The 25,976-nt window shown below is 60.9% G+C and carries 29 protein-coding genes and 1 pseudogene; 25 read left to right on the forward strand and 5 right to left on the reverse strand.

Annotation, left to right across the window (positions count from 1 at the left end):
- Positions 1 to 114: 114 nt before the first annotated feature.
- The 10 genes from GTK01_RS18120 (at position 115) to phoB (ending at position 11,093) form a co-directional block, all read left to right on the forward strand.
- Positions 115 to 645, forward strand: a complete 531-nt coding sequence (locus tag GTK01_RS18120; RefSeq protein WP_024587326.1) for an arsenate reductase (azurin) small subunit — start codon at positions 115 to 117, stop codon at positions 643 to 645.
- An 11-nt stretch (positions 646 to 656) separates the two neighbouring features.
- Entirely contained in the window at positions 657 to 3,176 is a 2,520-nt protein-coding gene (locus tag GTK01_RS18125; protein WP_024587327.1) for an arsenate reductase (azurin) large subunit, read from the forward strand.
- 68 nt (positions 3,177 to 3,244) lie between these two features.
- Positions 3,245 to 3,631 (forward strand): cytochrome c family protein, encoded by a 387-nt coding sequence (locus GTK01_RS18130; protein ID WP_024587328.1) that lies wholly within the window; start codon positions 3,245 to 3,247, stop codon positions 3,629 to 3,631.
- The gene (gene glp, locus GTK01_RS18135) at positions 3,628 to 4,899 is read left to right on the forward strand and encodes a gephyrin-like molybdotransferase Glp (protein ID WP_024587329.1); all 1,272 of its coding nucleotides are present in this window, start codon (positions 3,628 to 3,630) and stop codon (positions 4,897 to 4,899) included. The genes GTK01_RS18130 and glp overlap by 4 nt, the downstream gene beginning before the upstream one ends.
- A gap of 140 nt (positions 4,900 to 5,039) precedes the next feature.
- Entirely contained in the window at positions 5,040 to 6,077 is a 1,038-nt protein-coding gene (locus GTK01_RS18140) for a substrate-binding domain-containing protein (RefSeq protein WP_024587330.1), read from the forward strand.
- A gap of 81 nt (positions 6,078 to 6,158) precedes the next feature.
- On the forward strand, positions 6,159 to 7,541 hold the full coding sequence (gene pstC, locus GTK01_RS18145; protein WP_252928728.1) for a phosphate ABC transporter permease subunit PstC: 1,383 nt from the start codon (positions 6,159 to 6,161) through the stop codon (positions 7,539 to 7,541).
- 4 nt (positions 7,542 to 7,545) lie between these two features.
- Positions 7,546 to 8,844: a phosphate ABC transporter permease PstA gene (pstA, locus tag GTK01_RS18150; protein WP_024587332.1), complete on the forward strand. Its 1,299-nt coding sequence runs from the start codon at positions 7,546 to 7,548 to the stop codon at positions 8,842 to 8,844.
- A gap of 22 nt (positions 8,845 to 8,866) precedes the next feature.
- Positions 8,867 to 9,673, forward strand: a complete 807-nt coding sequence (gene pstB, locus GTK01_RS18155; protein ID WP_371924392.1) for a phosphate ABC transporter ATP-binding protein PstB — start codon at positions 8,867 to 8,869, stop codon at positions 9,671 to 9,673.
- Positions 9,674 to 9,692: 19 nt separating this feature from the next.
- Positions 9,693 to 10,394, forward strand: coding sequence for a phosphate signaling complex protein PhoU (gene phoU, locus GTK01_RS18160; protein WP_024587334.1), 702 nt, complete (start codon positions 9,693 to 9,695; stop codon positions 10,392 to 10,394).
- A 12-nt stretch (positions 10,395 to 10,406) separates the two neighbouring features.
- Positions 10,407 to 11,093: a phosphate regulon transcriptional regulator PhoB gene (phoB, locus tag GTK01_RS18165; RefSeq protein WP_024587335.1), complete on the forward strand. Its 687-nt coding sequence runs from the start codon at positions 10,407 to 10,409 to the stop codon at positions 11,091 to 11,093.
- 530 nt (positions 11,094 to 11,623) lie between these two features.
- Here the strand turns inward: phoB and GTK01_RS18170 are convergent.
- Positions 11,624 to 11,956 (reverse strand): four-helix bundle copper-binding protein, encoded by a 333-nt coding sequence (locus tag GTK01_RS18170; protein WP_024587337.1) that lies wholly within the window; start codon positions 11,954 to 11,956, stop codon positions 11,624 to 11,626.
- 390 nt (positions 11,957 to 12,346) lie between these two features.
- Between GTK01_RS18170 and GTK01_RS18175 the strand changes: the two are divergent.
- A pseudogene (locus GTK01_RS18175) lies at positions 12,347 to 12,637 on the forward strand (iron dependent repressor, metal binding and dimerization domain protein); the annotation flags it as partial.
- Positions 12,638 to 12,650: 13 nt separating this feature from the next.
- Here GTK01_RS18175 and GTK01_RS18180 read toward each other — a convergent pair.
- On the reverse strand, positions 12,651 to 13,004 hold the full coding sequence (locus GTK01_RS18180) for a hypothetical protein (RefSeq protein ID WP_152529594.1): 354 nt from the start codon (positions 13,002 to 13,004) through the stop codon (positions 12,651 to 12,653).
- A 209-nt stretch (positions 13,005 to 13,213) separates the two neighbouring features.
- Between GTK01_RS18180 and GTK01_RS18185 the strand changes: the two genes are divergently transcribed.
- The 5 genes from GTK01_RS18185 to GTK01_RS18205 are packed head-to-tail and all read left to right on the forward strand — an operon-like array spanning position 13,214 to position 15,867.
- Complete coding sequence (locus GTK01_RS18185) at positions 13,214 to 13,705, forward strand: copper chaperone PCu(A)C (protein ID WP_024587339.1); 492 nt, start codon at positions 13,214 to 13,216, stop codon at positions 13,703 to 13,705.
- On the forward strand, positions 13,702 to 14,337 hold the full coding sequence (locus tag GTK01_RS18190; RefSeq protein ID WP_024587340.1) for an SCO family protein: 636 nt from the start codon (positions 13,702 to 13,704) through the stop codon (positions 14,335 to 14,337). The genes GTK01_RS18185 and GTK01_RS18190 overlap by 4 nt, the downstream gene beginning before the upstream one ends.
- Complete coding sequence (locus GTK01_RS18195; protein ID WP_024587341.1) at positions 14,334 to 14,792, forward strand: DUF411 domain-containing protein; 459 nt, start codon at positions 14,334 to 14,336, stop codon at positions 14,790 to 14,792. Before GTK01_RS18190 ends, GTK01_RS18195 begins: the two co-directional genes overlap by 4 nt.
- Before the next feature lie 17 nt (positions 14,793 to 14,809).
- Positions 14,810 to 14,947 (forward strand): hypothetical protein, encoded by a 138-nt coding sequence (locus GTK01_RS18200; RefSeq protein WP_162531379.1) that lies wholly within the window; start codon positions 14,810 to 14,812, stop codon positions 14,945 to 14,947.
- Between the two features lie 8 nt (positions 14,948 to 14,955).
- Positions 14,956 to 15,867 carry a cation diffusion facilitator family transporter gene (locus tag GTK01_RS18205; protein WP_024587342.1) on the forward strand — a complete coding sequence of 304 codons (912 nt, stop codon included), beginning with the start codon at positions 14,956 to 14,958 and terminating at the stop codon, positions 15,865 to 15,867.
- 21 nt (positions 15,868 to 15,888) lie between these two features.
- Here GTK01_RS18205 and GTK01_RS18210 read toward each other — a convergent pair whose 3' ends face one another.
- The gene (locus GTK01_RS18210) at positions 15,889 to 18,060 is read right to left on the reverse strand and encodes a heavy metal translocating P-type ATPase (protein WP_029660417.1); all 2,172 of its coding nucleotides are present in this window, start codon (positions 18,058 to 18,060) and stop codon (positions 15,889 to 15,891) included.
- A 105-nt stretch (positions 18,061 to 18,165) separates the two neighbouring features.
- Here GTK01_RS18210 and GTK01_RS18215 point away from each other — a divergent pair, with 105 nt between their 5' ends.
- Positions 18,166 to 18,678: a hypothetical protein gene (locus tag GTK01_RS18215; protein ID WP_024587344.1), complete on the forward strand. Its 513-nt coding sequence runs from the start codon at positions 18,166 to 18,168 to the stop codon at positions 18,676 to 18,678.
- A gap of 13 nt (positions 18,679 to 18,691) precedes the next feature.
- On the opposite strand, the gene GTK01_RS18220 is transcribed toward GTK01_RS18215, so the two are convergent.
- Positions 18,692 to 19,105 (reverse strand): helix-turn-helix domain-containing protein, encoded by a 414-nt coding sequence (locus tag GTK01_RS18220; protein ID WP_024587345.1) that lies wholly within the window; start codon positions 19,103 to 19,105, stop codon positions 18,692 to 18,694.
- 34 nt (positions 19,106 to 19,139) lie between these two features.
- The gene (locus GTK01_RS18225) at positions 19,140 to 19,520 is read right to left on the reverse strand and encodes a hypothetical protein (RefSeq protein ID WP_252928730.1); all 381 of its coding nucleotides are present in this window, start codon (positions 19,518 to 19,520) and stop codon (positions 19,140 to 19,142) included.
- On the opposite strand from GTK01_RS18225, the gene GTK01_RS18230 reads away from it, so the two are divergent.
- From GTK01_RS18230 to GTK01_RS18265, 8 genes are all read left to right on the forward strand, one after another.
- On the forward strand, positions 19,504 to 20,496 hold the full coding sequence (locus tag GTK01_RS18230; protein ID WP_024587347.1) for a murein L,D-transpeptidase family protein: 993 nt from the start codon (positions 19,504 to 19,506) through the stop codon (positions 20,494 to 20,496). The two genes, GTK01_RS18225 and GTK01_RS18230, sit on opposite strands and share 17 nt — an antisense overlap.
- Positions 20,497 to 20,503: 7 nt before the next feature.
- Positions 20,504 to 20,824 carry a hypothetical protein gene (locus tag GTK01_RS18235; RefSeq protein ID WP_252928732.1) on the forward strand — a complete coding sequence of 107 codons (321 nt, stop codon included), beginning with the start codon at positions 20,504 to 20,506 and terminating at the stop codon, positions 20,822 to 20,824.
- 280 nt (positions 20,825 to 21,104) lie between these two features.
- Complete coding sequence (locus tag GTK01_RS18240; protein WP_152529596.1) at positions 21,105 to 21,656, forward strand: L,D-transpeptidase; 552 nt, start codon at positions 21,105 to 21,107, stop codon at positions 21,654 to 21,656.
- Between the two features lie 71 nt (positions 21,657 to 21,727).
- Entirely contained in the window at positions 21,728 to 22,360 is a 633-nt protein-coding gene (locus GTK01_RS18245; RefSeq protein ID WP_024587350.1) for a DsbA family protein, read from the forward strand.
- A 4-nt stretch (positions 22,361 to 22,364) separates the two neighbouring features.
- Positions 22,365 to 23,246, forward strand: coding sequence for a peptidylprolyl isomerase (locus GTK01_RS21130; protein WP_252928742.1), 882 nt, complete (start codon positions 22,365 to 22,367; stop codon positions 23,244 to 23,246).
- Between the two features lie 9 nt (positions 23,247 to 23,255).
- The gene (locus GTK01_RS18255) at positions 23,256 to 24,359 is read left to right on the forward strand and encodes an NAD(P)/FAD-dependent oxidoreductase (protein ID WP_024587352.1); all 1,104 of its coding nucleotides are present in this window, start codon (positions 23,256 to 23,258) and stop codon (positions 24,357 to 24,359) included.
- Positions 24,356 to 24,859 (forward strand): signal peptidase II, encoded by a 504-nt coding sequence (lspA, locus tag GTK01_RS18260; protein ID WP_024587353.1) that lies wholly within the window; start codon positions 24,356 to 24,358, stop codon positions 24,857 to 24,859. The genes GTK01_RS18255 and lspA overlap by 4 nt, the downstream gene beginning before the upstream one ends.
- Complete coding sequence (locus GTK01_RS18265) at positions 24,852 to 25,568, forward strand: heparan-alpha-glucosaminide N-acetyltransferase (protein ID WP_024587354.1); 717 nt, start codon at positions 24,852 to 24,854, stop codon at positions 25,566 to 25,568. Before lspA ends, GTK01_RS18265 begins: the two co-directional genes overlap by 8 nt.
- Positions 25,569 to 25,976: the final 408 nt, after the last annotated feature.

A 25,976-nucleotide genomic window follows, 5' to 3' on the forward strand; every position in this document is an offset into this window, starting at 1 on the left:
TTTCTTGCACATTAGGATCGACAAAAAGCTTCGCGAACCGTTGGATCTCCGGGCTTTCACTATCTGGCATGCAGGATGCAGTGATCTTCCCGACGAACAGTGTGGGAGGACACCATGTCAGGTTGCGAAAGACTCATCGACGCTGGGCGACGGCAATTCCTGCGGGGCAGCGCTTTTGCTGCCGCGGGCGCGGCCGCCTCGGCAACTCTTCCGGGCAATGCTGTCGCGCAGACTGCATCTCCCGCCATGGCACGGGTGGTTTACCCGTCGAACCGTCTCGCAAACGTCGCCGATCTGACGGTCAACGAACCGTTGGACGTCGCCTACCCGGACGATACGGCCACGGGCGTCCTGTTGAAGCTGGGAACCAAAGTCGAAGGCGGCGCGGGTCCGGACGAAGATATCGTCGGGTTCTCAACGGTGTGCCCGCACAAGGGCTATCCGCTGGTGTACAGCGCCGATGACCGGACCCTCAATTGCCCCGGCCACTATTCCCGCTTCGACTGTGAGGCTGGCGGCCAACAGATATGGGGCCAGGCAACCCAGAACCTGCCGCAATACGCACTGCGAGTGGACGAGAAGGGCGACATCTATGCCGAGGGCGTGGATGAACTCATCTACGGCCGCTTGTCCAACGTGCTCTGAGGGAGGAAGTCATGGCATACAAGAGACAGATCGATCGCCTGCCGATCATCCCGGCCGATGCGACCCGGCAGAATGTCACCTGCCACTATTGCATCGTCGGTTGCGGCTACAACGCCTACTCGTGGCCGATCAACAAGCAGGGCGGCACGGCTGCGGCGGATAATGTTTTCGGGGTTGACCTCGCGGAGCAGCAGTACGCCGATTCAGACGCTTGGTATTCGCCGTCGATGTACAACATCGTTAAGCAGAACGGGCGCGACGTCCACCTCGTGATCAAGCCTGACCAGGAATGCGTGGTCAACTCGGGACTGGGATCCGTGCGCGGCGCGCGCATGGCCGAAATGAGCTACTCGCGTGCGAGGTCCACCCAGCAGCAGCGTCTGACTGATCCGCTTGTCTGGCGGTATGGCCAGATGCAGCCGACATCCTGGGACGATGCCCTCGATCTGGTAGCGCGCGTCACTGCCCGCGTCGTCGCCGACAAGGGTGAGGACGCGCTTTTTGTTTCCGCCTTCGACCATGGCGGAGCAGGCGGCGGTTACGAAAACACCTGGGGCACCGGCAAGCTCTATTTCGGCGCGATGAAGGTGAAGAACATCCGGATTCATAATCGTCCGGCCTACAATTCCGAGGTCCATGGAACGCGCGACATGGGCGTGGGCGAACTCAACAACTGCTACGAGGATGCCGAACTCGCGGACACGATCATGGTTGTGGGCGCGAACCCGCTTGAGACCCAGACCAACTATTTCCTGAACCACTGGGTACCGAACCTTCGTGGCACATCCCTGGACAAGAAGGACGAGCAACTCGGGGGCGAGCCTCACGACCGCGGACGCATCATCATCGTCGATCCGCGCCGCACCGTCACCGTCGCGGCCTGTGAGGCCGAGGCTGGAGCCGAGAACGTCCTTCATCTCCAGATCAATTCCGGCACCGACCTCGCCTTGTTCAACGCGATATTCACTGAAATCGCAGAACGCGGGTGGGTCGATCATGAATTCATCGATGCGAGCACGGCGACGGAGCTAGGCACAGGGGACGGCACCGATCCCGCCCGCCCGGCAGTATTGACGAACTTCGCCTCGGCGCGCGACGGCAACCGGATGACAGTGGAAGAAGCGGCAGAGATAACCGGCATTTCCGCCGACGAAATCCGCAAGGCCGCAAGCTGGATTGCCGAGCCCAAGGAAGGTGGTGCGAGACGCCGCACCATGTTCGCCTACGAGAAGGGGTTGATCTGGGGCAACGACAACTACCGCACTAACGGAGCGCTGGTGAACATTGCGCTGGCGACAGGCAATGTCGGTCGTCCGGGAGGCGGCGTAGTGCGGCTTGGCGGCCATCAGGAAGGATATGTCCGTCCGGCCGATGGTCACGTGGGACGTCCGGCCGCTTATGTCGATCGCCTCCTGATAGAAGGCCAGGGCGGCGTCCATCACATCTGGGGTTGCGACCACTACAAGACGACGCTCAATGCTGCCGAATTCAAGCGGGTCTACAAGCAGCGCACCGACAAGGTGAAGGACGCCATGAACGCGGTCCCCTATGGCGACCGGGAGGCAATGGTTGACGCCATCGTCACTGCGATCGACGACGGCGGTCTCTTCGCGGTGGACGTGGACATCGTCCCGACGAAGATCGGCGAGGCATGCCATGTGGTCCTTCCGGCGGCGACTTCGGGAGAAATGAACCTGACTTCGATGAATGGCGAGCGCCGAATGCGTTTGACCGAACGCTATATGGACCCGCCCGGACAGGCCATGCCGGATTGCCTGATCGCGGCACGCATCGCCAACAACATGCAGCGCGTGTTCGGGGAGATCGGGAAATCGGAGATCGCTGGGAACTTCAATGGCTTCGACTGGCGGACCGAGGAAGACGCGTTCATGGACGGATACAACGCCAACGCAAACGGCGGCGAATTCGTCACCTATGAGCGCCTTCGCGAGATGGGCAACAACGGCTTCCAGGAGCCCGCGACAGCGTATGAGAACGGCCGGATCGTCGGAACGCAGCGGTTGTACGCCGACGGCAAATTCGGGACGGAAGACGGCAAGGCTCGCTTCATGCTGGCTGAATGGCGCGGACTGCAGGCACCTGGCAAGCAGGAACAGAAGGACCGGTTCCCGTTCCTCATCAACAACGGGCGGGCAAACCTGGTCTGGCAGTCGGCATATCTCGACGTCGAGAATGATCTAGTGATGGATCGTTGGCCGTTCCCCTTCATCGAAATGCATCCCGACGACATGTCGAAGGTCGGGGTCAAGGAAGGTGATCTCGTGGAAGTCTTCAATGAGGCCGGATCAACGCAGGCGATGGTCTATCCGACGCCCTCGGCCCGGCCGGGGGAAACCTTTATGCTGTTCGGCTATCCGACGGGCGTGCAGGGCAACGTTGTCAATGCCGGAACCAATGAACTGCACATCCCGAACTACAAGCAGACCTGGGGCGACATTCGGAAGATTTCGGATGCCCCCGCTTCGGTTGCCCACCTCTCATTCAAATCCAAGGAATACAGGGCGGGCTGAGGGCCGATTTTCGGACCGCCGTCATCATCCGGCGGCGGTTTCCCTTTCGACAGCATTTCGGAGAGATGATGAAATACCTTATCAAGTTTTTCGCCCCGGCGATTTTCGCAGCAGGTATCGGTCAAGCGACGGCCCAAGATGTGGAAGCAGGCAAGAAGCTCTTTGCCCGCTGTGTCGCGTGCCACAACATCGATACTACAGCCAACAAGATGGGACCTCATCTTCAAGGGATTCTGGACCGCCCGGCGGCCTCCGTCGAGAGCTTCAAATATTCACCCGCCATGACCGAGGCTGCCGACGCGGGACTTGTCTGGGACGAGGCATCCTTGCGCGAGTATCTTGCTGATCCGAAAAAGAAGGTTCCAGGGACACGGATGGTTTTCCCGGGATTGAAGAAGGATGACGAGTTGTCGAACATCATCGCTTACCTCGAAAGTGTTCCGGCAACCGAATGAATACGCGGGCGGCAATCGCTTCCCACGATTGCGAAGCAGCCGCTGGAAAAGCGCCGGCGGTCAGCGTGGATGCTGCTCGAAGAATGGCTGTGGAGGCTGCCGACGCGGTCGCGCAGACGACAACGCTCGACCTGGGTTCGGCGATCGGGCGCGTGATCGCCGCTGATTATTCGTCGCGTCTGGATTTGCCTCCGTTCAACGCTTCCGCAATGGATGGCTACGCCGTTCGCGGCCCCTACGGGTCGAACGAAGGACCAAGTCGGTACCGTATCGTTGCGGAGACCCGCGCAGGCGATGCTGCCGCTTCCTGCATCGATAGCGGAGAGACCGTACGCATCTTCACCGGCGCGTCGGTGCCGACGGGCTGCGACGCCGTCCTGGTGCAGGAGCAGTGCATTCAGGTCGAGGATTCGATCGAGCATTTCGGTCGGGTTCGTGCTGGGCAAAATGTTCGGAGGCGCGGCGAAGACGTCAGGCTTGGCCAGAGCCTCGCACAGTCCGGCATCACCCTGACGGCAGGTCGAGCGGCATTGCTGGCGGCTGGCGGCCACTCTGCGGTCTCTGTCTTTCGAAGGATAAAGGTCGGGCTGCTCTCCACCGGAAACGAGCTGCGCGAACCTGGAGCGGACTTGTCGTTCGGCCAGATTTACAACTCGAACCGCATGTTCCTGTCCGGAATGCTGGCAACCCATGCCTGGGTCGAGATCGTCGATCTTGGAACCGTCCCGGACGATCCTGCATTGCTGCATCGCGTCTTCCGCGAAGCGGAAGACTCCTGCGACGCCCTGCTCACGACGGGCGGTGTCTCCGCCGGATCGGCTGACCATGTGACACGCGTCATGCGAGAAGCAGGCGCACGATTCGACGTGATGAAGGTTGCCATGCGTCCGGGAAAGCCTTTGAAGATCGGGCGGCTCCGGAAGCTCATGGTGCTGGGGCTTCCCGGTAATCCGGTAGCTGCCTTGGTCGGGTTCCGCCAATTTGCACTGCCGGCCCTTAGAAAGATTGCCGGGCATGTATCTACCGGGCCTGTATGGAGAACAGGTGTTGCCGCCTTTTCCTATGCCAAGCGAACGGGACGGACAGAATTCTTACCGATCAATTTGGTCGGCGAGGACGATGACGGACGGCCGCTAGCGCACTTGGCAGGCAGCGGATCGTCGGCCAGCGTTTTTGGTTTGGGCAGCGCGGAGGCGATCTGCATGCTGCCTTCGGGTACCGACCGTCTTGTGCCGGGGGATCGTGTATCCTTCGAAGCGCTGTACTGAAGGTTTGGCCCGTCCACTGCTGGCTGAAGGCGCTCGGACCGCAATCTAACTGTCATCCACTTGTTACATGGACTCGGTACTCCAAGACCGTCGCCTCGCAAGGCGTCAGCAGAAGAAAATTCTGAACAGGAGTGGGCTCCATGAACAAATTCGTCTTGACGGCCTCTGTGGCCGCCATCGCAATCGGCGCGGCCGCTGGCATCGCCAACGCTCAATCGCGCGACCAGATCCGCATCGTCGGCTCGTCGACAGTGTTTCCCTATACGCAGGCGGTTGCCGAAGAATTCGCCAACATGGGCAACACGGCACCGGTCCTGGAATCGACTGGCACGGGCGGTGGCATGCAGATTTTCTGCGGCGGAGTCGGCACGGAACATCCGGACATCACGGGTGCCTCGCGTGCCATGACCGAGGGCGAGTACGAGACCTGCGTCGCAAACGGCGTCGACAACATCACCGAAGTCCTTATTGGCAATGACGGCCTCGCAATCGCCATCTCGCAGGATGGTCCGGACATGGACCTGACCAAGGCCCAGATTTTCCAGGCGCTCGCGGCTGAAGTCGAGGTCGATGGCGAAGTCGTCGCCAACCCCTATACGCGCTGGAACGAGATCGACGCGTCGCTCCCCGACACCGCCATCAACGTTTTCGGCCCACCGCCCACATCCGGCACGCGCGACGCATTCGTCGAGCTTGTGATGGAAGAAGGCTGTGAATCCTTCGAGGCCATCGCCGCTCTGGAAGAAGAGCGGATGGAAGAGGTCTGCCAGCGCATGCGTACCGACGGTCCGTTCGTCGAAGCTGGCGAAAACGACAATCTCATTGTCCAGCGTCTCCAGGCCGACGACAATGCGGTCGGCATCTTCGGGTACTCGTTCCTGTTCGAGAACCAGGACACGCTGAAGGCGGTCGCCGTAGATGGCGTCGAGCCGAATGCCGACACCATTGCCGACGAATCCTACGGTGTCGCGCGCCCGCTGTTCTTCTACATCAAGAATGCCCACCGGGGGGTGATCCCGGGTCTGCAGGAGTTCGCGGAAGAGTACGTCTCGGAAGAGTCGTTCGGCCCGGGCGGCTATCTGGAAGAACGGGGCCTGATCCCGCTCGCGGACGAACAGCGTGAAACTACGCGGACGACCGTGGCAGAAGGTGCGCATTTCGACCGCTACACGCAGTAACCGTATCCCTGGGTTATCCGGGCCGCGTTTCGCTATGCGGCCCGGATAACAACCTTTGCTGGCGACATCTCGAGGGGTGCCATGACCGGATATCTCTCCCTGACGATCATCTTGTTTTCGCTGGCCGCGTTCTATGTCGGAAGATCCGCCGCAACCCGCTTTGCCGTTGCCGGAGACCGCCTGGCCGTCCATTCCAGACCAATCTATCACGGTGCGTTTGCCGCCATTTGGGTCGGCTTGCCCGCTCTCGTCCTTGTCTTGGTATGGTTGCTATTCCAGGACGGAGTGGTGCGGACCCTAGTCGTGCAATCGCTGCCACCCTCACTGACGGAAGGGGCGAGCTCGTCCCAGATTTCCCTGTTCGTCAGCGAAATCCGCAACGTTGCGGCCGGTCGTATTTTCGCCGAGCCGCGACCGGAAATCGCAGCCGCTGCCGAACGCTATGCAAGTTGGACCGTCCTTGCCAATTGGGCGATGGTCGTTGTCGCGTTATGCATGATGGCCTTGGCCCTCTTCCTGGCGCGGGTTCGGATTTCCCCGCGCTACCGTGCCCGTCAGAGCTTCGAGCGCGCGCTCGACATCATCATGATCTCCTCGGCTGCGCTCGCCATTCTCGTGACGTTCGGGATCATCGTTTCCCTGACCTATGAAGCGATCCAGTTCTTCCGGCTCGTTCCGCCGACCGAATTCTTCTTCGGTCTGAATTGGGAGCCCCAGATCGCCATCCGCGCCGACCAGGTCGCTGGGACCGGTGCATTCGGTGCCGTTCCGGTCTTTACGGGTACATTGCTGATTGCCGCGATCGCGCTGATCGTCGCCATACCGGTAGGGCTCCTGTCCGCAATCTACCTCGTGGAATTCGCAAACCGCCGAGTTCGCGGCATCGTCAAGCCGATCCTGGAAATCCTCGCTGGCGTCCCGACGGTTGTCTACGGCTTCTTCGCAGTCCTGACCGTCGCGCCGGCAGTCCGACAGACTGGCTCGCTGTTCGGTATTGCCATTTCCCCCAACAGTGCGCTCGTTGCAGGCGGGGTGATGGGCATCATGATCATTCCCTTCATCTCATCCCTTGCGGACGACGCTCTCAAGGCTGTGCCGCAGTCCATGCGCGACGGTTCGCTTGCATTAGGCGCTACGCCCGCGGAAACTATCACTAAGGTTCTGGTGCCGGCAGCCTTGCCCGGAATCATGGGCGGCATCCTCCTGGCGGCCAGTCGGGCAATCGGCGAGACGATGATCGTCGTCATGGCGGCCGGACTGACTGCCAACCTTACAGCAAATCCGCTGGAGGGCGTTACGACCGTCACGGTCCAGATCGTCACTCTGCTGATCGGCGACACTGCCTTCGACAACCCAAAGACCCTATCGGCCTTCGCACTCGGTCTCGTGCTGTTCGTCGTCACGCTTTGTTTGAATGTCGCGGCCCTAAAAATCGTCCAGCGATATCGCGAGAAATATGAGTAATCCGATGATAGAGCCAACGACGACGACCCGCGCGGCAGCCAGGATTGACTGGAACTCCGGCACGGCACGCTCCCTGCGCAAGAAGCGATACGCGGCCGATCGACGGCTGCGGTTCTACGGCATCGCGGCGATCTCCATCGCGGTTCTCCTGTTGGGCATCTTGCTCACCTCGCTCGTATCCACAGGCTATCTTGCCTTCGTACAGACACACGTGACGATGGACGTGGCCATCGATCCGGAACAAGTGCCGGTCGACAATCCGGCCGAAGGCAATTACCGAGCGATCGTCGCGGACGCTGTCCAGCGGCTGTTTCCAGACATCGATGGTCGTTCCGAGCTTCGGAACGCGGTAGGGATCGTCACGAACGGCGCACAGGTGATGTTGCGCAACCAAGTGATCTCCGACCCTTCCTTGATCGGCAAGACGTTCTCAATCCAGGTCCCCGTGTCGGATCCGTACGACCAGCTATACAAGGACGTTATCGACAGGGATTTGCCTGAGAACCGGAGGCGTTTGAACGACGAGCAAATTGCTCTCTTCGAGACGCTGGAAGACCGCGGGCTGATCGAGGCCAAGGCGAACTGGGCACTTCTGTTCAATGCCGACAGCCGCTTCCCCGAACTGGCCGGTCTGGCGGGGGCGATCGTTGGCTCGTTCTACGCGTTGCTACTGTGCTTCGTGATCTCGTTTCCGGTCGGCATCGCGGCCGCTATCTATCTGGAGGAATTCGCGCCCAAGAACCGCTGGACGGACCTGATCGAGGTCAACATCAACAACCTCGCAGCGGTGCCATCGATCATTTTCGGCCTGCTCGGACTCGCCGTCTTCATTCAAGTCTTCGGCCTCCCGCGTTCGGCCCCACTGGTCGGCGGCCTGGTCTTGGCATTGATGACACTCCCGACCATCATCATCGTCACGCGCAACTCCCTCAAAGCAGTGCCGCCCTCGATCCGCGAGGCCGCCCTGGGCATCGGCGCATCCCGGCATGAAGTGATCCTGCATCACCTTCTGCCGCTTGCTATCCCAGGTATCCTTACGGGAACCATCATCGGAATGGCCCAGGCATTGGGTGAGACCGCTCCGCTGCTCCTGATCGGCATGAACGCCTTTCTTACCTCTCCGCCTGGCGGAATCATGGAGCCGGCGACATCTCTGCCGACGCAAATTTTTATCTGGGCTGACAGTCCCGAACGCGGATTTGTTTCCCGCACCTCGGCGGCAATCCTCGTCCTGCTCGGCTTCCTGATCCTCATGAATGCCATCGCCATTTACCTGCGATCGAAACTAGAGAGAAAATGGTAGGGGGCTTCGAGGAATGAATCGCATGACCCAGTGGACTCTTGATCCTGAAACCAGAACGACCGAGCCGGCTTCCCTGCCGAAGATGCGGGGGGAGAACGTCAACGTCTTCTACGGTACGAAGCAGGCTCTCTTCGACGTCAATCTCGCCGTGCCGGAGCACCAGGTCACGGCTTTGATTGGGCCGTCCGGCTGCGGCAAGTCTACGTTTCTGCGCTGTCTCAACAGAATGAACGACACGATCGACATCGCTCGCGTCGAGGGCGAGATCACGCTCGATGGCCGTAGCATCTACGACCCGAAGATCGATGTCGTGGAACTTCGCGCCCAAGTGGGGATGGCATTCCAAAAACCGAACCCGTTTCCCAAATCGATCTTCGAGAACGTCGCCTACGGCCCTACAATCCACGGCCGCGCCTCCGCAAAGGCGGATCTGGAGCAGATTGTGGTCGACAGCCTTCGAAAGGCCGGTCTGTACGAGGAAGTCAAAGAGAGGCTTCACGAGCCCGGAACCGGTCTTTCCGGCGGACAGCAGCAACGACTCTGCATTGCACGCGCGATCGCCGTCGCGCCCGAAGTGATCCTAATGGACGAGCCTTGTTCCGCACTCGATCCCATCGCAACGGCGAAGATCGAAGAGCTCATCGACGAACTGCGCGAAAACTTCACCATCGTCATCGTTACACACTCGATGCAGCAGGCGGCACGCGTCTCCCAACGCACGGCCTTCTTTCACCTCGGCGTACTCGTGGAGGAAGGTCCGACGAGCGAGATATTCACGTCACCGAACGACAAGCGGACGCAGGACTACGTCACCGGACGGTTTGGCTGACCGCTAGGGAGCACCGATGATGACCGCGCATATTGTAGCTTCGTTCGACGACGAACTCGCCAAAATCGACCTTCTGATAACCGACATGGGAGACTTAGCGCAAACGATGCTTGCTGACGCCACGCGTGCTTTGGTCGAGGCTGACCTGCCGTTAGCGCAACGCGTTATATCCGACGATGTCGTCATGGATGCAAGACAGAGAGAAATAGACGAACGGTGCGTCGCTCTCATCGCCAAGAGGCAACCTATGGCGCAAGACTTGCGGGCAGTGATCGGCTCAATCCGAATAGCAAGCGACCTTGAACGGATCGGCGATCTCTCGAAAAACATCGCTAAACGTGTGGGGGCTGTCGGCGCAGGTCCGATGCAACGTCGGTTTTCACATTCGTTATCCGGCATGACGGGGATGGTCGGCGACCAGCTTGAAGGCGTCGTTCGAAGCCACGTCACCAAAGACGTTGATGCGCTCGTCACACTGAGAGCGGACGACAAACGGATCGACATTCAGTACACCGCCGTTTTCCGCGAGCTCCTCACTTACATGATGGAGGATCCGCGCAACATCACGGCCTGCACTCACCTTCTATTCTGCGCCAAAAACCTCGAACGCATCGGCGACCACGCGACGAACATCGCCGAGAACGCTTTCTACATGACTACGGGACGCCAGCTTCCCGCAGATCGTCCCAAGACCGACGAAACCACTCATACCGGGAGCTGAACAATGGCGGCGATGGCACCAAAGATCATGGTAGTCGAGGACGAAGAGCCGCTATGCGAATTGATCCGATATAATCTTGAAGCCGAAAACTACGCCGTGGAAATCGTCAATCGCGGCGATGAAGCTGAGCTGAGGCTGCTCGAATCCGTTCCGGATCTCCTCGTATTGGACTGGATGCTGCCGTCGCTTTCGGGAATCGAACTCTGCCGCCGTTTGCGCATCCGACCGGTGACTGAGCGGTTGCCCATCATCATGCTGACGGCGCGTGGCGAAGAGATGGATCGAGTACGGGGACTGTCGACGGGTGCCGACGATTACATGGTCAAGCCGTTTTCCGTTCCCGAATTGGTTGCCCGCGTTCGGGCGCTCCTACGTCGAGCCAACCCTGCAGTCATCGCGAGCATTCTGACGGTGGACGACTTGATGCTGGACCGGGAACAGCACCAAGTCTTTCGTGCCGGTGCGAAGGTGCATGTGGGCCCAACGGAATATCGACTGCTCGAGTTTCTGATGCTCGCCCCGGGTCGCGTCTTCTCACGCGAACAACTGCTCGACAGCATTTGGGGCAATACGGTCTATATCGACGAAAGGACCGTCGACGTCCATATCGGTAGGTTGAGGAAATGCCTGAACCCTGAGGGAACTCGGGACGTAATTCGAACCGTGCGCGGCGCGGGTTATGCCTTGGGTGGCAACTAGCGCAGATTGGGAATGCCTCGGCAGTCCGACTGGTCTTGATACTGAATTGGCGGCACCTCAGCTTACGAGTAAATGCACCGTTTGCCTGAACCCCCGAGTTGGGTATCGCATTGCGTTGCGAGCCCGGCGACCACTGAAGGGCCGCTTTCCAACTCCATTGCCCGTAAGCGGACAGACCGGAAGCCATCCCATTTCGGTCGTTGCCGAGTCAAAAATGGAATCTCAAAAGCGGATCGCAGTGCCCATGCTCGGTGGCATGGTGTCATCGTTGCTGTTGACGTTGATCGTCATCCCAGCGGTCTACGCGATCGTGAAGGGCTGGGGCTTGAAGGAAGGCGCTCCATCCGAGGCCGATACAAGGCTCCGGATTTCCGTCGAGCCCCAACCGGTTGGATGAGCGACGAGACTCGACCATGCAGGCTCCATCCCCGGGGTGTCATGAAAGTTGGCCGAAAGCTTCACTGATGCCGGATGAATCGTCTGCGGCCCCGGCTCGTTGCCGCAGACGCTAAGGCCTTATGGAGTGCTAATCAGGCAGCCATGCTGCGGCAGGATTCGGCGCAGCGGCGGCAGGCCTCGACACATTCGTCCATTTCGCCGACCCGCTCGCAATCATCTGCGCATTGCGTACATATTTCTGCGCATTCGGCACATAGATGTTTGTGATGCTCGGAGCCAATCAACATGAAATGAGCCGCGGTCCGGCAAATTTCGGCGCACGCCATCATGAGCTTGAAGTGCTTCTTTTCGGTGTGCTGGCCGCCCATTTCCAAGCAGTGCCCCATCGCGTTCGACAGGCAGACACCGTAGCAATTCAGGCACTCATCGATGCAACGTTTCAACTCTGGGTCCATGTGATGCATGCAGGTTTCTCCGTAGATCCGTGATCGTGCAGGCAAGCTCTTGCAGCCTGGCCGCGCGCTTTCCAATCGATGGAGGCACAGGTTGTTCCCGCCCACATCTGGCTTCGTCTTGTTGACGAGCAAGCGAGTCTCCAGGCTTTTCGCCGCGCGAGAGCTAGACGGAGATCGTGGTAAAGGCGTAGCCCTCGTAGGCTGCATCACCTTCGTTCTGCCGTCGGCGGCTGATCCAGTCCTGAAACTCGAATGTCACGGGGAATTTCCCTCGTTTGCTCGCGTTCGCTCGCGACGTCGTATCGATGAGGATGTCATATCGCTGTGCGGTTGACAGGTAGATGGTCTCGCCCGCGGGAATCACGACGCTTTCGTTCCAAGGCTGGTTGAGCGCCCTTCCGTCGACCGATACCACAGCCTACCGTAGCCAAGATGCTAAAGCGTCTGGCCGCCGAGGGCCTGGTCCAGCAGAAGCGCTATCGCGGCATTTTTCTAACCGAGGAAGGTGCCGGGCTCGCCGCGATGTGCCGCGACCGCCACCAGGTGGTGGAATCCTTCCTTCGTGCCCTTGGCATCAGCCCCGAGACGGCACGGCTCGATTCGGAAGGAATCGAACATCACGTCAGCGTTGAAACGCTGGATGCGTTCCGGCGCTTTGCAGCGGGGAAGCCAATCGGTGACGATCGATAGCGGTCTTCGTCCGCTAGAGGAGATCTTTCAGTACGCAATGCCCATTATCGACGATGGTTACGATTCCGGCATCTACCGAATTTATCGAAACCGCTCCCGAGTCGAGGTCGATCACCAAGCGGTGCTCCGGGGTAGCCGCTGTCTCCGATCGGCAGGCAAGGGTTGCCTTGCGATCGCCAATTTCCGTCGTCATCGCTCGCTGACCGCATTCGGCAAGACGCGATCCGTTGAAGGTGCCGTCCGACTCGCGGCGGATAACGATCTTCAAATTGACGCCTGACGTCAGATTACAGGTCGCTAGCGTGCCGCCTGCATGCGGCAAGGCGACTGACGGGATCAGCAGGAACAACGCGACGTATCGAAGCATGGCCAACTCCCAGGTCAAAGAATGCGCCTTGCTCTTCGGCGCGTCAACGACCTCAAAACAGTGCACGCCACACGTTCGAAGCAGCCGTACCAGTTTCAGAACAGGCAGTTCGGGACGGTGGTTTTCGAAAGCACACGTACCGGGACTTGAACCTCACCCTGCTAGAGGTCTTAAGAGCATTTTCAAGATACCGGATCAGGAACCCTTTGATGCTTTTTCTCCGTTTAGGACTGACCGCCGCCATCATCGCCTCCGGGTCGATCGCTCGACTCGATTTCGCCTTCGCAGCCGAGAGCGAAGTTGTCATCGAAGAGGCGAAGATTGCGATGCCTCCCCGGGGGGCACCCTCGATGGCCGGCTATCTCGTCATCAGGAACGGTTCGGACGAGGCCGTTGCCGTCGAGGCGGTCGAAAGCGAGATGTTCGGTTCGATTTCGATCCATGTCACGACAATCGAAAACGGTGTCGCCTCGATGCGACCCGCGCCCATACCGTTTCAAATCCCCGGTCATAGCGAATTGCAGATGAAGCCGGGCGGCGTCCATCTCATGATCGCGGACCCCAGCGCCGGACTTGAAGCCGGTGGCAGCGTCGGCCTCGACGTGCGGTTCACCGACGGAAGCGTCGTTAGAGCTGAGGCCGAGTTAGTCCCGTTCGGCGGGCGTCCCGCCGACCACCACCACGGAGCCTCGCACGAATGAGCGCCATGGGCATTTTCCGCGCCGCGGTATGGGGCCTGATTGCCGGATGCGTCGCGATCATCGTCTATTTCGGCGCGTTGCAACCGCGAATGACGAATGAACTGCCGCCCGCAGCTGCGGCAGGCGCGGATTCAACGTCGGGAATTGGCGGGCCGTTCACCATGACGGCGCATACGGGTGAAACGGTCACCGAAGCCACCTATTCCGGAAAGCCCTGGCTGATGTTCATGGGCTTCACCCATTGTCCCGACATCTGTCCCACGACACTCGCCGAAATGACGTCCTGGTTCGAGGAACTCGGATCGGATGCCGATCTCATCCAAGCCTTCCTTGTGACCGTAGACCCTGAGCGCGATACCGTCGATGTCCTCGCGCAATACATGACCTCCTTCGACGAACGGATTCTCGCTCTGAGGCCCGCGCCGGAGGAACTGGAACGGTTCGCCAAGGCTTTCAAGATCCACTACGAGAAAGTACCGTTCGGGGAAGACGACTACACGATGGACCATACTGCTGGCGTCCTGATGTTCGACAGCGAAGGAGAGTTCTCCGGAACGCTTGATCTCCACGAACCGCGCGACACCACGATCTCCAAACTGCGCCGCCTCATCGGAAAGGACCGAACGACATGAGCATATTCCGCATTCCGTTGGCCGCTGCCGCTCTTTTCGCCCTGACGGGCATCGCTGCAGCCGAAGCCTTGACGTTCGACCTGGCCAGGACGCAATCCTGCGGTTGCTGCCTCGCCTACGCCAAAAGGCTGGAGGACAGCGGTCACGTTGTCCAAGTCTCCGACCTGCCCATGGCGTCTCTCATGCAAATGAAGAACGAACTCGGTGTCCCGGCCGAACTGGCAGGATGCCATACGTCAAAGGTCGGCAACTACGTCATTGAAGGCCATGTGCCGGCGGCAGACGTCGAGCGGCTCGTCAGCGAAGCACCCGATGCGGTCGGCCTCGCAGTGGCCGGAATGCCGGTCGGGTCACCCGGCATGGAATATGGCGACAGACGCGACGCCTACGATGTCACCTTGATCCACCGCGATGGCTCGACATCCGTCTACAACAGCTATCCGGCAAAAGACTGAACGGACCGGTCGGCCAAATGAAGGGAACGCCAACCATGATGGACGGAATGGGCACCATGATGTGGGGTATGGGATTTGCCGGTCTGCTCGGGCTGGTCGTCCTGATCCTTATGGTTGCCGCCTTGATCAAGTACCTGTTCTTCCATCGGCCTTAGGATTCGCTATGTCGGCGCATTCGCACGGGCACGCGAGCGGGGCTTCCGGGGACCGACGGGTAATTTGGGCCATCGGGGTCAACCTTTTGCTGACGATCGCGCAAGTGGTGGGCGGTATCGTTTCGGGCAGCCTTTCGCTCGTCGCCGATGCCATCCACAACCTCAGCGACGCCATGGCCTTGGTGATCGCCTTCGTAGCTAGGCGGGTTGCCCGCAAGCCTGCCGACGAATTCATGACGTGGGGGTACGGCCGCGCCGAAGCGGTAGCCGCGCTCGTCAATTACACGACGCTCATCGTCATCGGCCTCTATCTCGTCTACGAAGGCGTTTTCCGACTTTTTGAACCCCAACCGGTGGGAGGCTGGATCGTGGTCGCGGTCGCGGGATTGGCCTTGGCGGTCGACACCGCGACAGCGGTTCTGACCTATGCGCTTTCGAAACGCAGCATGAATATCCGCGCGGCCTTCCTGCACAACGTATCCGACGCGCTCGGCTCCGTCGGCGTTATCGTGGCGGGCACGCTCATCATCCTCTATGACTGGCGCATCGTCGATCCGATCGTAACGCTGATGATCGCGGCCTACGTGCTGTGGCAATCGTTCCGGGAGATAGGCGCGTCCATCCGCCTGCTCATGATGGGAGCGCCGGCGGGCCTTGATCTTCGAAGCCTGGTCGCTGACATTTCAGCGATTGAAGGTGTTCGCGCCGTCTATCACATCCATGCCTGGACGGTGACCGAGGAGACAAGCGCGTTCGAGGCCCGCATCGTCATTTCCGACGACCACTCGCCCAAGGATGTGCGCGAACAGGTCGATTCGCTGCTTAAGGAAAGGCATGGCATCACACATGTCAGCCTCGCGATCGAGCGCGGCCAAGGCAGCCACGGCGAACATCCTGTCGTGGGTCACCGCCAAGAGTGAAGGTCCGTGGCCGGGTTGCGGCTAGTCACTGCCCCGCCACGACAGCAGCCGCATCGCGTTCGCTGTGACAAGCACGGTCGCGCCCGTATCCGCCAGGATTGCTGGCCAGAGGCCCGTGACGCCAATGACGGTCGTGACGAGGAACACGGCTTTCAGCCCGAGCGCTATCGTGATGTTCTGGTAGATGTTCCGCAAAGTCAGTCGAGACAGAAGGACCATGTCGGCGACGTCCCTCACGCGTCCGTGCAGGACGGCGGCGTCGGCCGTTTCGAGCGCGACGTCCGTGCCGCTTCCCATGGCGATACCGATGTCGGCCGCAGCGAGAGCAGGCGCATCGTTGATGCCGTCGCCGACTTTCGCGACGAAGCTTCCCGACTGCCGCATCTCCGCGACGATGCGTTGCTTGTCCTCCGGCAGCAGTTCTGCGCGTGCCTCGATGCCGAGCGTTTGCGCGATCGCCTTGGCGGTTCGCGCGTTGTCGCCGGTCAGCATGATCGCATCCGCGCCGATTGCGCGAAGAGCCGCCACACCCTCCGCCGCGTCGTCTCGCGGTTCATCCCGCATGCCTATAAGGCCTGCAACCGTGTCGCCGACCATCAGAACCGAAACTGTCTTGCCTTGGTCGTTGAGGGCTTCGATCTGCATGGACAGATCGTTGTCCATGGCGATGCGCTGGGCTGCGGCACCGGGCGAACCGAGGAACAGCCTTTCCCCGGCCAGCGTCCCCTGGACACCCTTGCCGCCGAGCGCCGAGGCCTCTTGCGCAGCGGTGATCTGGATGCCGTCATCTTTGGCCCGGGCAAGGATAGCTGTAGCGAGCGGATGGCTCGAGCCGACTTCGAGCGACGCCGCCAACCGAAGAACCTCGCCGCCCAAACGGCCAACGGCCACGATGTCCGTGACCACTGGTTTGCCTTCGGTCAGCGTTCCCGTCTTGTCGAACGCGACGCGATCGACCTTTCCCAAGCCTTCCAGAACCGCACCGCCCTTCATCAAAAGCCCGCGCCGGGCCCCCGCCGAGAGTGCCGCCGCGATCGCCGCAGGCGTGGAGATGACAAGGGCGCAGGGGCACCCAATCAGCAGAACCGCGAGCCCGCGATAGACCCACGTCGCCCAATCCTCCCCAGCAAAGAGCGGCGGCATCACTGCGACGAGAGCCGCCACCACCATCACGCCGGGCGTATAGTATTTGGAGAACTTGTCGATGAAGCGCTCGGTCGGAGCCTTCGATTCCTGCGCCTCTTCGACGAGTGCAATGATGCGGGCGATCGTGTTGTCGGCGGCACCCGCCGTCACCTCGACGCGCAGCACGCCGTCGTGGTTGACCGTTCCAGCATAGACCCTGTCGCCTTCTTCCTTTCGCTTGGGCACCGATTCACCGGTTACCGGAGCCTCGTCGACCGTGCTTTCTCCCGAGGCGACCGTTCCGTCCGCCGGGAGCCTGTCGCCAGGCCGCACGATCACGATGTTGCCGATCGCAAGGCTATCGGCGGGTACTGTTTTCGTGGAATCTCCGTCCTCGAGGAGGGCCGTCCGGGGCATCAGCTTTGCGAGGGCACGGATGCCCGCGCGCGCCCTGCCGGCAGCGACGCCTTCGAGCATTTCACCGACGAGGAAAAGGACGACGACGACCGCCGCCTCTTCGGCCGCATTGATGAACACGGCACCGACCGCCGCGACCGTCATGAGGGTTTCTATGGAGAACGGACTGCCGTTGACCGCGCCTGCGACCGCCCGACGCGCGATGGGCACCAGTCCCACCGACATGGCCAGGATAAAGCCCCAGGGTTGCGTGGCCGGAACGAGATACGAGAAGACGAAAGCCACAGCCAGAGCGAGGCCGCAGGCAATCGTCAGCCGCGCCTTGCGTCCCGACCACCAAGCTCCTTCCGGGTCGATTTCCGCATGATGGGAGACATTGGCCGCGCTGCCGGTCACTGCGTCCGGATCGCGGGTACTCTTGCCCTCGGCTCCCGCCAGAAGAGCAGCTTCGTAGCCCAGCGATTTCACCTTCGTTGCGATCTCTCCAAGGTTCGCGCCGGGCCCGTGCAGGACTGTCATCGAACCCGACACCACCGAGACCTGAACGTCTTCGACCTCCGCCATCCGGCGCACTGCGGTATCGACCTTCGACGCGCAAGCGGCACAATCCATTCCGGATACACGGAAGCGGGTCGTCGTTTGTCGTTGCATGGCTTGGCTCCTGATAGCGAGAGCATAGCCATAGGACCTCTAGTACCTATAGGATCAAGCGTAATTCGTCAGAGGGGCGGATGATTGCACGATGGACAAAAAACTATGTCCGGATACTCACTCGCGTTGATCCGCTGCGTTGCGGCCGCATTTCTGGCCAGTCAGGCTCCCGACGTAGCGGCAACCGGTAGCGAAAGCCCGCGCGCATATCTCTACCATCCAGACCAGCAGGAAGCGCCTACGGAAGCGGACTGCGTAGCTGCCGTGTCGCGAACACGCGCATCGACCGAGAAGGCCTTGGCGTCGCTCTGGGGACGAAATCCCTACGGGGCCGAGCTCGAATTCTATCTGGTGATATCGGACGGTCGAATGGATACGACGTTCGCCGCCGAGGGCGACTATGATTCCGGAACGGTGAATTTCGGTCCGACGATTCTCGACCGAACGCCGTTCCTGCTTGTACCCGACGACCATCCGAATCTCCGCCTGCGCGGCGAGATTGCCTCAAGTCCCGGAAGTCCCGTCGTGACGGTCATTCTTCGCGACGTCCCGTCGGTTTCGGGCGCTGCGGACCGCACGAGCTACTATTGCAGCTTGGACGACGGGACCGTGACCTGAAACCCGGCCTTGGCTAGTGGTCCGTTTGGCAAAGGTCGTGGTTCGATAGCGATTGGATGACGTAGCAATCCCGCACCTGTTCGCCGTGACAGCACGAGGAGATGCGGCCCAGTTCCCGTTCGAGACTCTGAAGCTGGACAATCTTGGCGCGGACAGCTTCGAGTTGGCGTGCGGCGATCTGGTCTGCATCGGCGCACGGCTTCTCCGGATGCGCGGACAGTTCCAGGAGTTCCCGGATCGCTTCGATGGTGAAGCCGAGATCCCTGGCATGTTTGATGAACGCGAGCCGATTCCTGTCTGCCGATTCATAGCGGCGCTGGTTTCCGCGCGATCGTCCCGCCTCGTGCAAGAGGCCCATTTGTTCGTAGTAGCGGATCGTGGGCACCTTGACCCCGGTGTCGCGCGCCAGATCACCGATTGTCAGCATTGCTCACCCCCGAGCTTGACCGTGCTGGACCGCCTCATCTATTCAAGCCTTCATACGTGATATCGGCCGAAACACCCATCTCGCGCTGCGCATGATCAATGCTAAAGGCGTACATCGCGCCGGTTACGGCAATTAGAGCGGCCCCGATCCACAGGTTCGATCTGGACCTTGTCCGGCCTATCTGTCTGGTATCGTCGACACTCAATTGCTTCTCGATTTCCATGTATGGCTCCCTTGGATCATTCGGCTGTTCGATCAGATAGAAGGTGATGGTGGTTTCCCAGAGGCGCGCAAAGTGCGGTCGATTGCCGCTGGCGCTGTCGGTATACGCCATGTTAACCAAACCGGTGCGCAGATGTGCTGTCGATCCGAAAGCGACGACAGACGGGACGGAGACGATGAAGCGACTGATCACGTTGGCGGCCTTCGGTTCGCTCCTGTTTCTCGCGGGATGCGTGACGAGCGTTCTGGACGTGGAGTCCCGTGGCACCCAACCGGTTCCTTCGCGCCTCCTCGCCGAGATGTCGGCGAAGTCGATGCAGCCGGCGAGCCCGGTCCTTGTCCGCATCTTCAAGCAGGAAAGCGAACTCGAGGTCTGGAAAACGGACCGCAGCGGCCGATACGCCCTCCTCAAGACATATCCGATGTGCCGCTGGTCGGGAAAGCTCGGACCGAAAACCCGCGATGGGGACAGGCAAGCGCCTGAAGGATTTTACCACGTCTCCTCCGCGATGCTGAACCCGACCTCGCAATACTACCTGTCTTTCAACCTCGGGTATCCCAACCGCCTGGAATCGGCGCTTGGCTATACGGGCGAGGCGTTGATGGTCCACGGCGCATGTTCGTCCTCCGGTTGCTTCGCCCTTACAGACGAGGGCGTCGCCGAAATCTACGCCGTCGCGCGAGACGCGCTGAAAGGCGGCCAGGCATCCTTCCAGGTCCAGTCATTTCCATTCCGGATGACGGCGACCAACATGGCCAAACACAGGCAAGACCCGAACTTCGCCTTCTGGACCGATCTCAAGCGTGGCCACGACCTGTTCGAAACCACACGCCGCCAGCCAAAGGTGTCTTATTGCGGCGGCCGCTACGCATTCGACGTAGCCTTTGCCGGAACCGACCCGCTCGCTGCTTGTCCTCCGGAGGCAGACACACCGCCGCCCGCGATCGCCGCGAAATTCGAGGCCGACCGGATCAAGGCGGATGCGTTGATCAGCACGGGGACGGCGCTCTCGGCCCATGCCTATTCCGATGGCGGAATGCACCCCGTGTTCCGCAAATTGCTCGCGCGCGATGGTGAGAAGTCGCTGGCGAAGCGGGTGTCGACTTCCTCCGTTCCCATCAGCAGACCGGCGGCGGCGCTCGCCGATCCGCATTCGCCGCGCGAGTAGACAAGCAGTGAAACTATTGGCCGCGCTCATTGCCTGTCTCGTCTGCCTGCATCTTGCGGCACCTTCGAGTGCCAGCGAGGAAGTCAGGCTAAGACCGCAAGTGGATGCGCAGGAAATCGGCTTCGATACCGCTATCGCGGTCAATAGCACGCCTGACACCGCCCACTTCAAGGGAGGCAAGGTCGCCGCGGCTTGCGGCGACCATTGCCATGCCACGGCGCAATCTTTCGACCCGTCCGTAGGCGACATGACTGCTGCTCCGGCGATGTCCTCGATGCACGCCTTCAGGCCGACGCCGGTCCGTCTGCTCGTTCCCCCTCCACAATAGATCGACTTCGCCGGACGGACAGCCAACTTCGCCTCCCGCATCCGCGCGGGCTGGAGTGCTGTCGCCGTTCAAGACAATCCGTCCGCGACGCGCGGACGTGACCCAAGCGAGCGATCCATTGAAAAGCAGAATCCTTGAGACTCGACACTCCCGACGCACGTTCCTGTCGCTGGCGGCAACGTCCGCGGCGGCGCTAACTTTGCCAGGGTGTACGACGGCCGGCGATGCCCCATCGGAACCCGCAACAAGCGCGCCGACCATAGATCCGTCCTACGTTGCCATGTATCGGGCGATGCCGGAGGAGGAATACCCGCTTCCCGCCGTCGATTTGACACGCCTGGACGAGCGGTTCTTCCGCCAGATCGTCGACGACCCCACAGGCGAGCGCCCGGGCACCATCGTCGTCGATACGGAAGCTTATTTCCTCTATCTGGTCCAGCCCGGCGGAAAGGCGCTACGCTACGGCGTCGGCCTCGGCCGCCAGGGGTTCACCTGGTCGGGTAACGGGGTCATCCAGTACAAGCGGGCGTGGCCCACGTGGACTCCTCCCTCCGAGATGATCGAGAGGCAACCGGAACTGGCAAAGTTCAGCGCCGAGAACGGCGGCCAGCCACCGGGGCTGGACAACCCGCTCGGCGCGCGTGCGCTCTACATCTTCCAGGACGGCGAGGACACGCTTTACCGCCTTCACGGCACGCCGGAATTCTGGACGATCGGCAAAGCCGTCTCCAGTGGCTGCGTGCGCCTCATCAACCAGGATATTATCGATCTCTACGGCCGCGTCTCCGTGCCGTCTCCGCTTGTGGTCAGGGGCGGCCCGCGATCCGCGTGATCCCTCACAATTCGGCCTTGCCCCTCAAGGGGCTAGAGGTTGCATTCAGAAAGAAAGCGAAAGGAAAAGCGATGAAACGTCGTGAATTTATCATGCTGATGGCAAGCGCCGCGGCCTCGTGTTCGATACCCTTGGCAGCGAATGCGCAGCCGACCGCACAGGATCTTCTAGAGTCCGGCGATCTTCCCGAAATGACGCTTGGCTCTGCCGACGCTCCGGTGACGGTCATTGAATACGCATCGATGACCTGCGGACATTGTCGGACCTTTCACCTCAAGACCTGGCCGAAATTCAAGGAGAAGTACGTCGATACCGGCAAGGTTCGGTTCATCGTCCGGGAGTTCCCCTTCGACCCGCGCGCATCGGCCGCCTTCATGCTGGCCCGGTGCTCGGGCGACGACAAATGGTACCCCACCATCGACCTCCTATTCCGCACCCAGGATCGATGGGCGCGCGCGCCCGAAGGTGGCGAAGCGTTGAAGACCGTCATGGGCATGACGGGGATGAACGCGGCGGCCTTCGAAGCCTGTCTGGCCGATGAGGACCTGCTCGCCAAGATTACCGCCGTGGCGGATCGCGGCAAGTCGTTCGGGGTGGATTCCACGCCGACGTTTTTCGTCAACGGCGAGATGCACAAGGGAGCGCTCTCGATCGAGCAGTTCTCGCAGATCGTCGACCCCCTGCTCGCCGCCGTGAAGGGTTAGAACCGTGACTGTTGAACTCATTTCCAAAAGCACCCTACGGGGTGTGCAGACGACCTTCGCCACGATCCTTTTCGGCGTGTCGCTGTTCTGCGGGCAACCCGCAAGTGCGCAGGACGACAGGGCGGTCGCTCGTGTCAACGGCGACGAAATCACGGAAGCCGATCTGGCGTTGGCCGAAGAAGCGTTCGCGCCACAGCTCGGCGAAATGCCGGAGGACGCCAAACGCTCGATCCTCGTGGACGCCCTTATCGATATGCGCCTCGCAGCGGATGCCGCGAAGGCGGACGGCGTTCTCGAGCGCCCCGAGGTCAAGCGCCGCCTGGCGTTCATGGAGCAGCAGACGTTGCGGTCGATCTATGCCGACGAAGCCTTGGCCGACGCTGTACCCGATGACGCCGTCCGCGCCCTTTACGACGAGCAGATGGCCTCGATCCCGGCGCAAGAGGAAACGCGGCTGCGTCACGTCCTTGTTGGCACTGCAGCCGAAGCCAGAGCCGTCATCGACGGAATTGCGGCGGGCGAGCCATTCGAGGATGTCGCCCGGAATAAGTCTCTCGACGAAATCTCAAAATCGGAAGGCGGTGACCTTGGGTACCTGACCGAAGACGAAATGCTGCCGGAGATCGCTTCGGCTGTCGCCGGTCTCAAGAAGGGCGAGCATACGGTCGAGCCCGTCGAGACGGCTTTCGGCTTCCACGTCGTCAAGGTGGAGGACATTCGCGACCAGCCGGGTCCGGCTTTCGAAGAACTCGCGCTGCGGATCAGGCAAGCGCTCGAGGCTCGCGCGCAGAGAGAACTGATTGCGGGCCTGCGCGAAAGCGCGGAAATCGAGAAACTCGTGCCCGACGTCGCGCCACCGCCGCCCGATGACGGTCATCAGCACTGAGGCGGCGGTATGGATACGGGAACGGTTCTCGTCGTGGGGGCGGGTCAGGCGGGCCTCGCCGCCGGATATTACCTCCGTGCTTCCGGAACGGCTTTTGCGATCGTCGAGGCATACGATCGCGTAGGCGACGGCTGGCGAAGGCGCTACGACGGGCTCACTTTGTTCACGCCCAGGCGGTTCAGCCGTTTGCCGGGATTGGCCATGCCGGGCGATCCTGCTGGCTACCCGACGAAAGACGAGTTCGCGGATTACCTCGAAGCCTATGTGCAGAAGTTTCGGTTGCCGGTCCGGACGGGCAAGCGCCTTGTGCGTTTGGTAAAGGAGGACGAGCTCTTCTCGGCCTCCTTCGAAGACGGAACAGTCCGACGCGCCGAAAGAGTCATCGTCGCGACGGGAGGTTTCCAGAAGCCGGTCGTGCCTCACCTCGCGTCCGGGTTCGGCTCCGAAGTTTTGCAACTGACGGCCGAGGACTACCGTAATCCGCTCGACCTCCCGTCCGGCACCATCCTCGTCGTCGGCGACGGCGCGAGCGGCCGCGACATCGCCACCGAGTGCGTCGGGCGGGGCCGGGTCCTACTAGCCGTCGGAAACCCTCGCAGGTTGCTGCCGGAGCGCGTGCTCGGCCAGCCCATCTGGTGGTGGCTCGACGCGAGCGGCCTGCTGCGTGCAGGCCCCCAGTCCATCGTTGGCCGAATGTTGCGCAAAGCCGATGCGTTTCCCGATCGCGGCAACAGTCTCGACGCGCTGGCGGCAGCGGGTGTCGAGATCATGCCGCGCTTGGTGGGCGCTGATGGGAATCTGGCGACATTCGAGGACTGCCGTTCATCCGACATTAGCGCCATCGTTTGGTGCGTCGGCTACAGGGACGAGACTGGCTGGATGCAGATCGAAGGAGCCACGGACGGGAACGGAGCGCTTCTGCACGAGGAAGGCGTCTCTCCGGTCCCGGGTCTCTACTTCGTAGGCAAACCGTGGCAGCGGAACCGCTCTTCCGCCCTGGTCATGGGAGCAGGACCGGATGCGCGGGCAGTGACGGAAAGCATTCGTCGTGCGGCGGAGAATCCAGCAATCCGGAGCCGGTCTTATGGTGCTCCAAGATGGAGCCGCCAGTGAGAACCGGAGCCGTGCCGTCATCCGCAATCATCGGCCTCCTGTGCCTGGCAACAACGTTCACGCTGGACTTCTTTTCGAAGACGCTGATCGTCGAACTGGTGATGCAGCCGCCACGCAACATTCCGCTCGCGAGCTTCATGAACCTCACGCTCGGATTTAACGAGGGGATCAGCTTCGGCCTCTTCGCCGATTTCTTCCGGTCGTTTCCCACACTGCTCGTGGCCATCACCATCGCCCTGACGACAGGAATCCTGGTCTGGATGATGCGGTCGACCAGCAGGCTCGAAGCAGCAGGCTTGGGAGCGATCGCAGGGGGTGCGATAGGCAACATCGTTGACCGCGTGTCCCGCGGTGCGGTCGTCGACTATCTCGATCTGCACGTGGCAGGGTGGCACTGGCCAGCGTTTAATCTCGCAGACGTCGGCATCGTCATCGGCGCGCTCGCCGTCACTGCCGCATCGCTGCTGGAATGGCGCACCCGCGAGCGTCGTGGTGGATAGGCGCGGAAGAATCGACCTGGTCGATTCCGCCAGGGGTCTCGCGATCCTGGGCGTCGTGCTGTTTCATGTCGTGTGGGACCTGGAATATGTGGGATTGATTTCGGGCATCGTCCGGAACGAATGGTGGCTACTGTTCGGCAGGTTCCTGGCGATGTCCTTCATGTTCCTCGTCGGCGTCAGTCTGGTACTGGCCCACCGAGCAGGTTCACGGCCTGGCGCATTCTCGAAGCGAGTCTTCGTCATCATGGCGGCTGCCGCAGCCATTACGGCTGTCACATACGTCGTGTTTCCGCAGACCTTCATCTACTTCGGCATCCTGCACGCCATCGCAGCCGCCAGTTTCATCGGACGCCCGTTCGTCACGATCCGGCTCCGGATATGTGCGGCTTCGATCGTGCTCATGTTCGCAGCGCCCTTCGTGTTCGACATGGCATCTTTCGACACGAGGTGGCTAGCATGGACCGGTCTTGCGGCGAACCCGCCTGCCAGCAATGACTTTGTACCGGTTCTACCGTCGGTGGCCTTTACGCTGCTGGGTATCGTTGCAGCGCGCCTTTTGCGCAAACACACATTGGCGGAAGGCCGCATTCGATCGGTTGCCAATTGGGCATTTCTCATATGGATGGGAAGAAACAGCTTGGCGATCTATCTGCTCCATCAGCCAATCCTGTTGGGGGTCATTGTCTCTGCGGCGACCCTTGCGAACTGATTGCGCTCATGGACCGCCTGCCGGAACAGACAGCGGCCAGAATTGTCTCGCTCAGGCGCGAAGGTAGGCGGGTCGTGACGGTTGGTGACGGCGTGAACGAAGCGCCCGGGATAGTCGAGTCCGATCTCGGCATCGGACCGAAGTTGGAACGGATGTCGTCCTCAATTCCATGCAGCGACCTAAGGGATGTCGCTACGGTACTCGGTCTGTTCCGCGCAACGTATCGACGCAGCTGCCATTCCGATGGCAGCGTGGACACGTTCGCCACCTGACTCCCAATGACCAGTCGTAGGGGAACCTTTCATGTCGTTCAGCACGGTCAAAGTCATCGTGCGCGCAGTTGCTTATATTTATCGAATGCAGCGCAACCACGATCGACGATCGTCGCGATGATAGGGAGCGAAGCGG

Source organism: Aliihoeflea sp. 40Bstr573, from assembly GCF_024105655.1.
Lineage (GTDB): Bacteria > Pseudomonadota > Alphaproteobacteria > Rhizobiales > Rhizobiaceae > Aliihoeflea.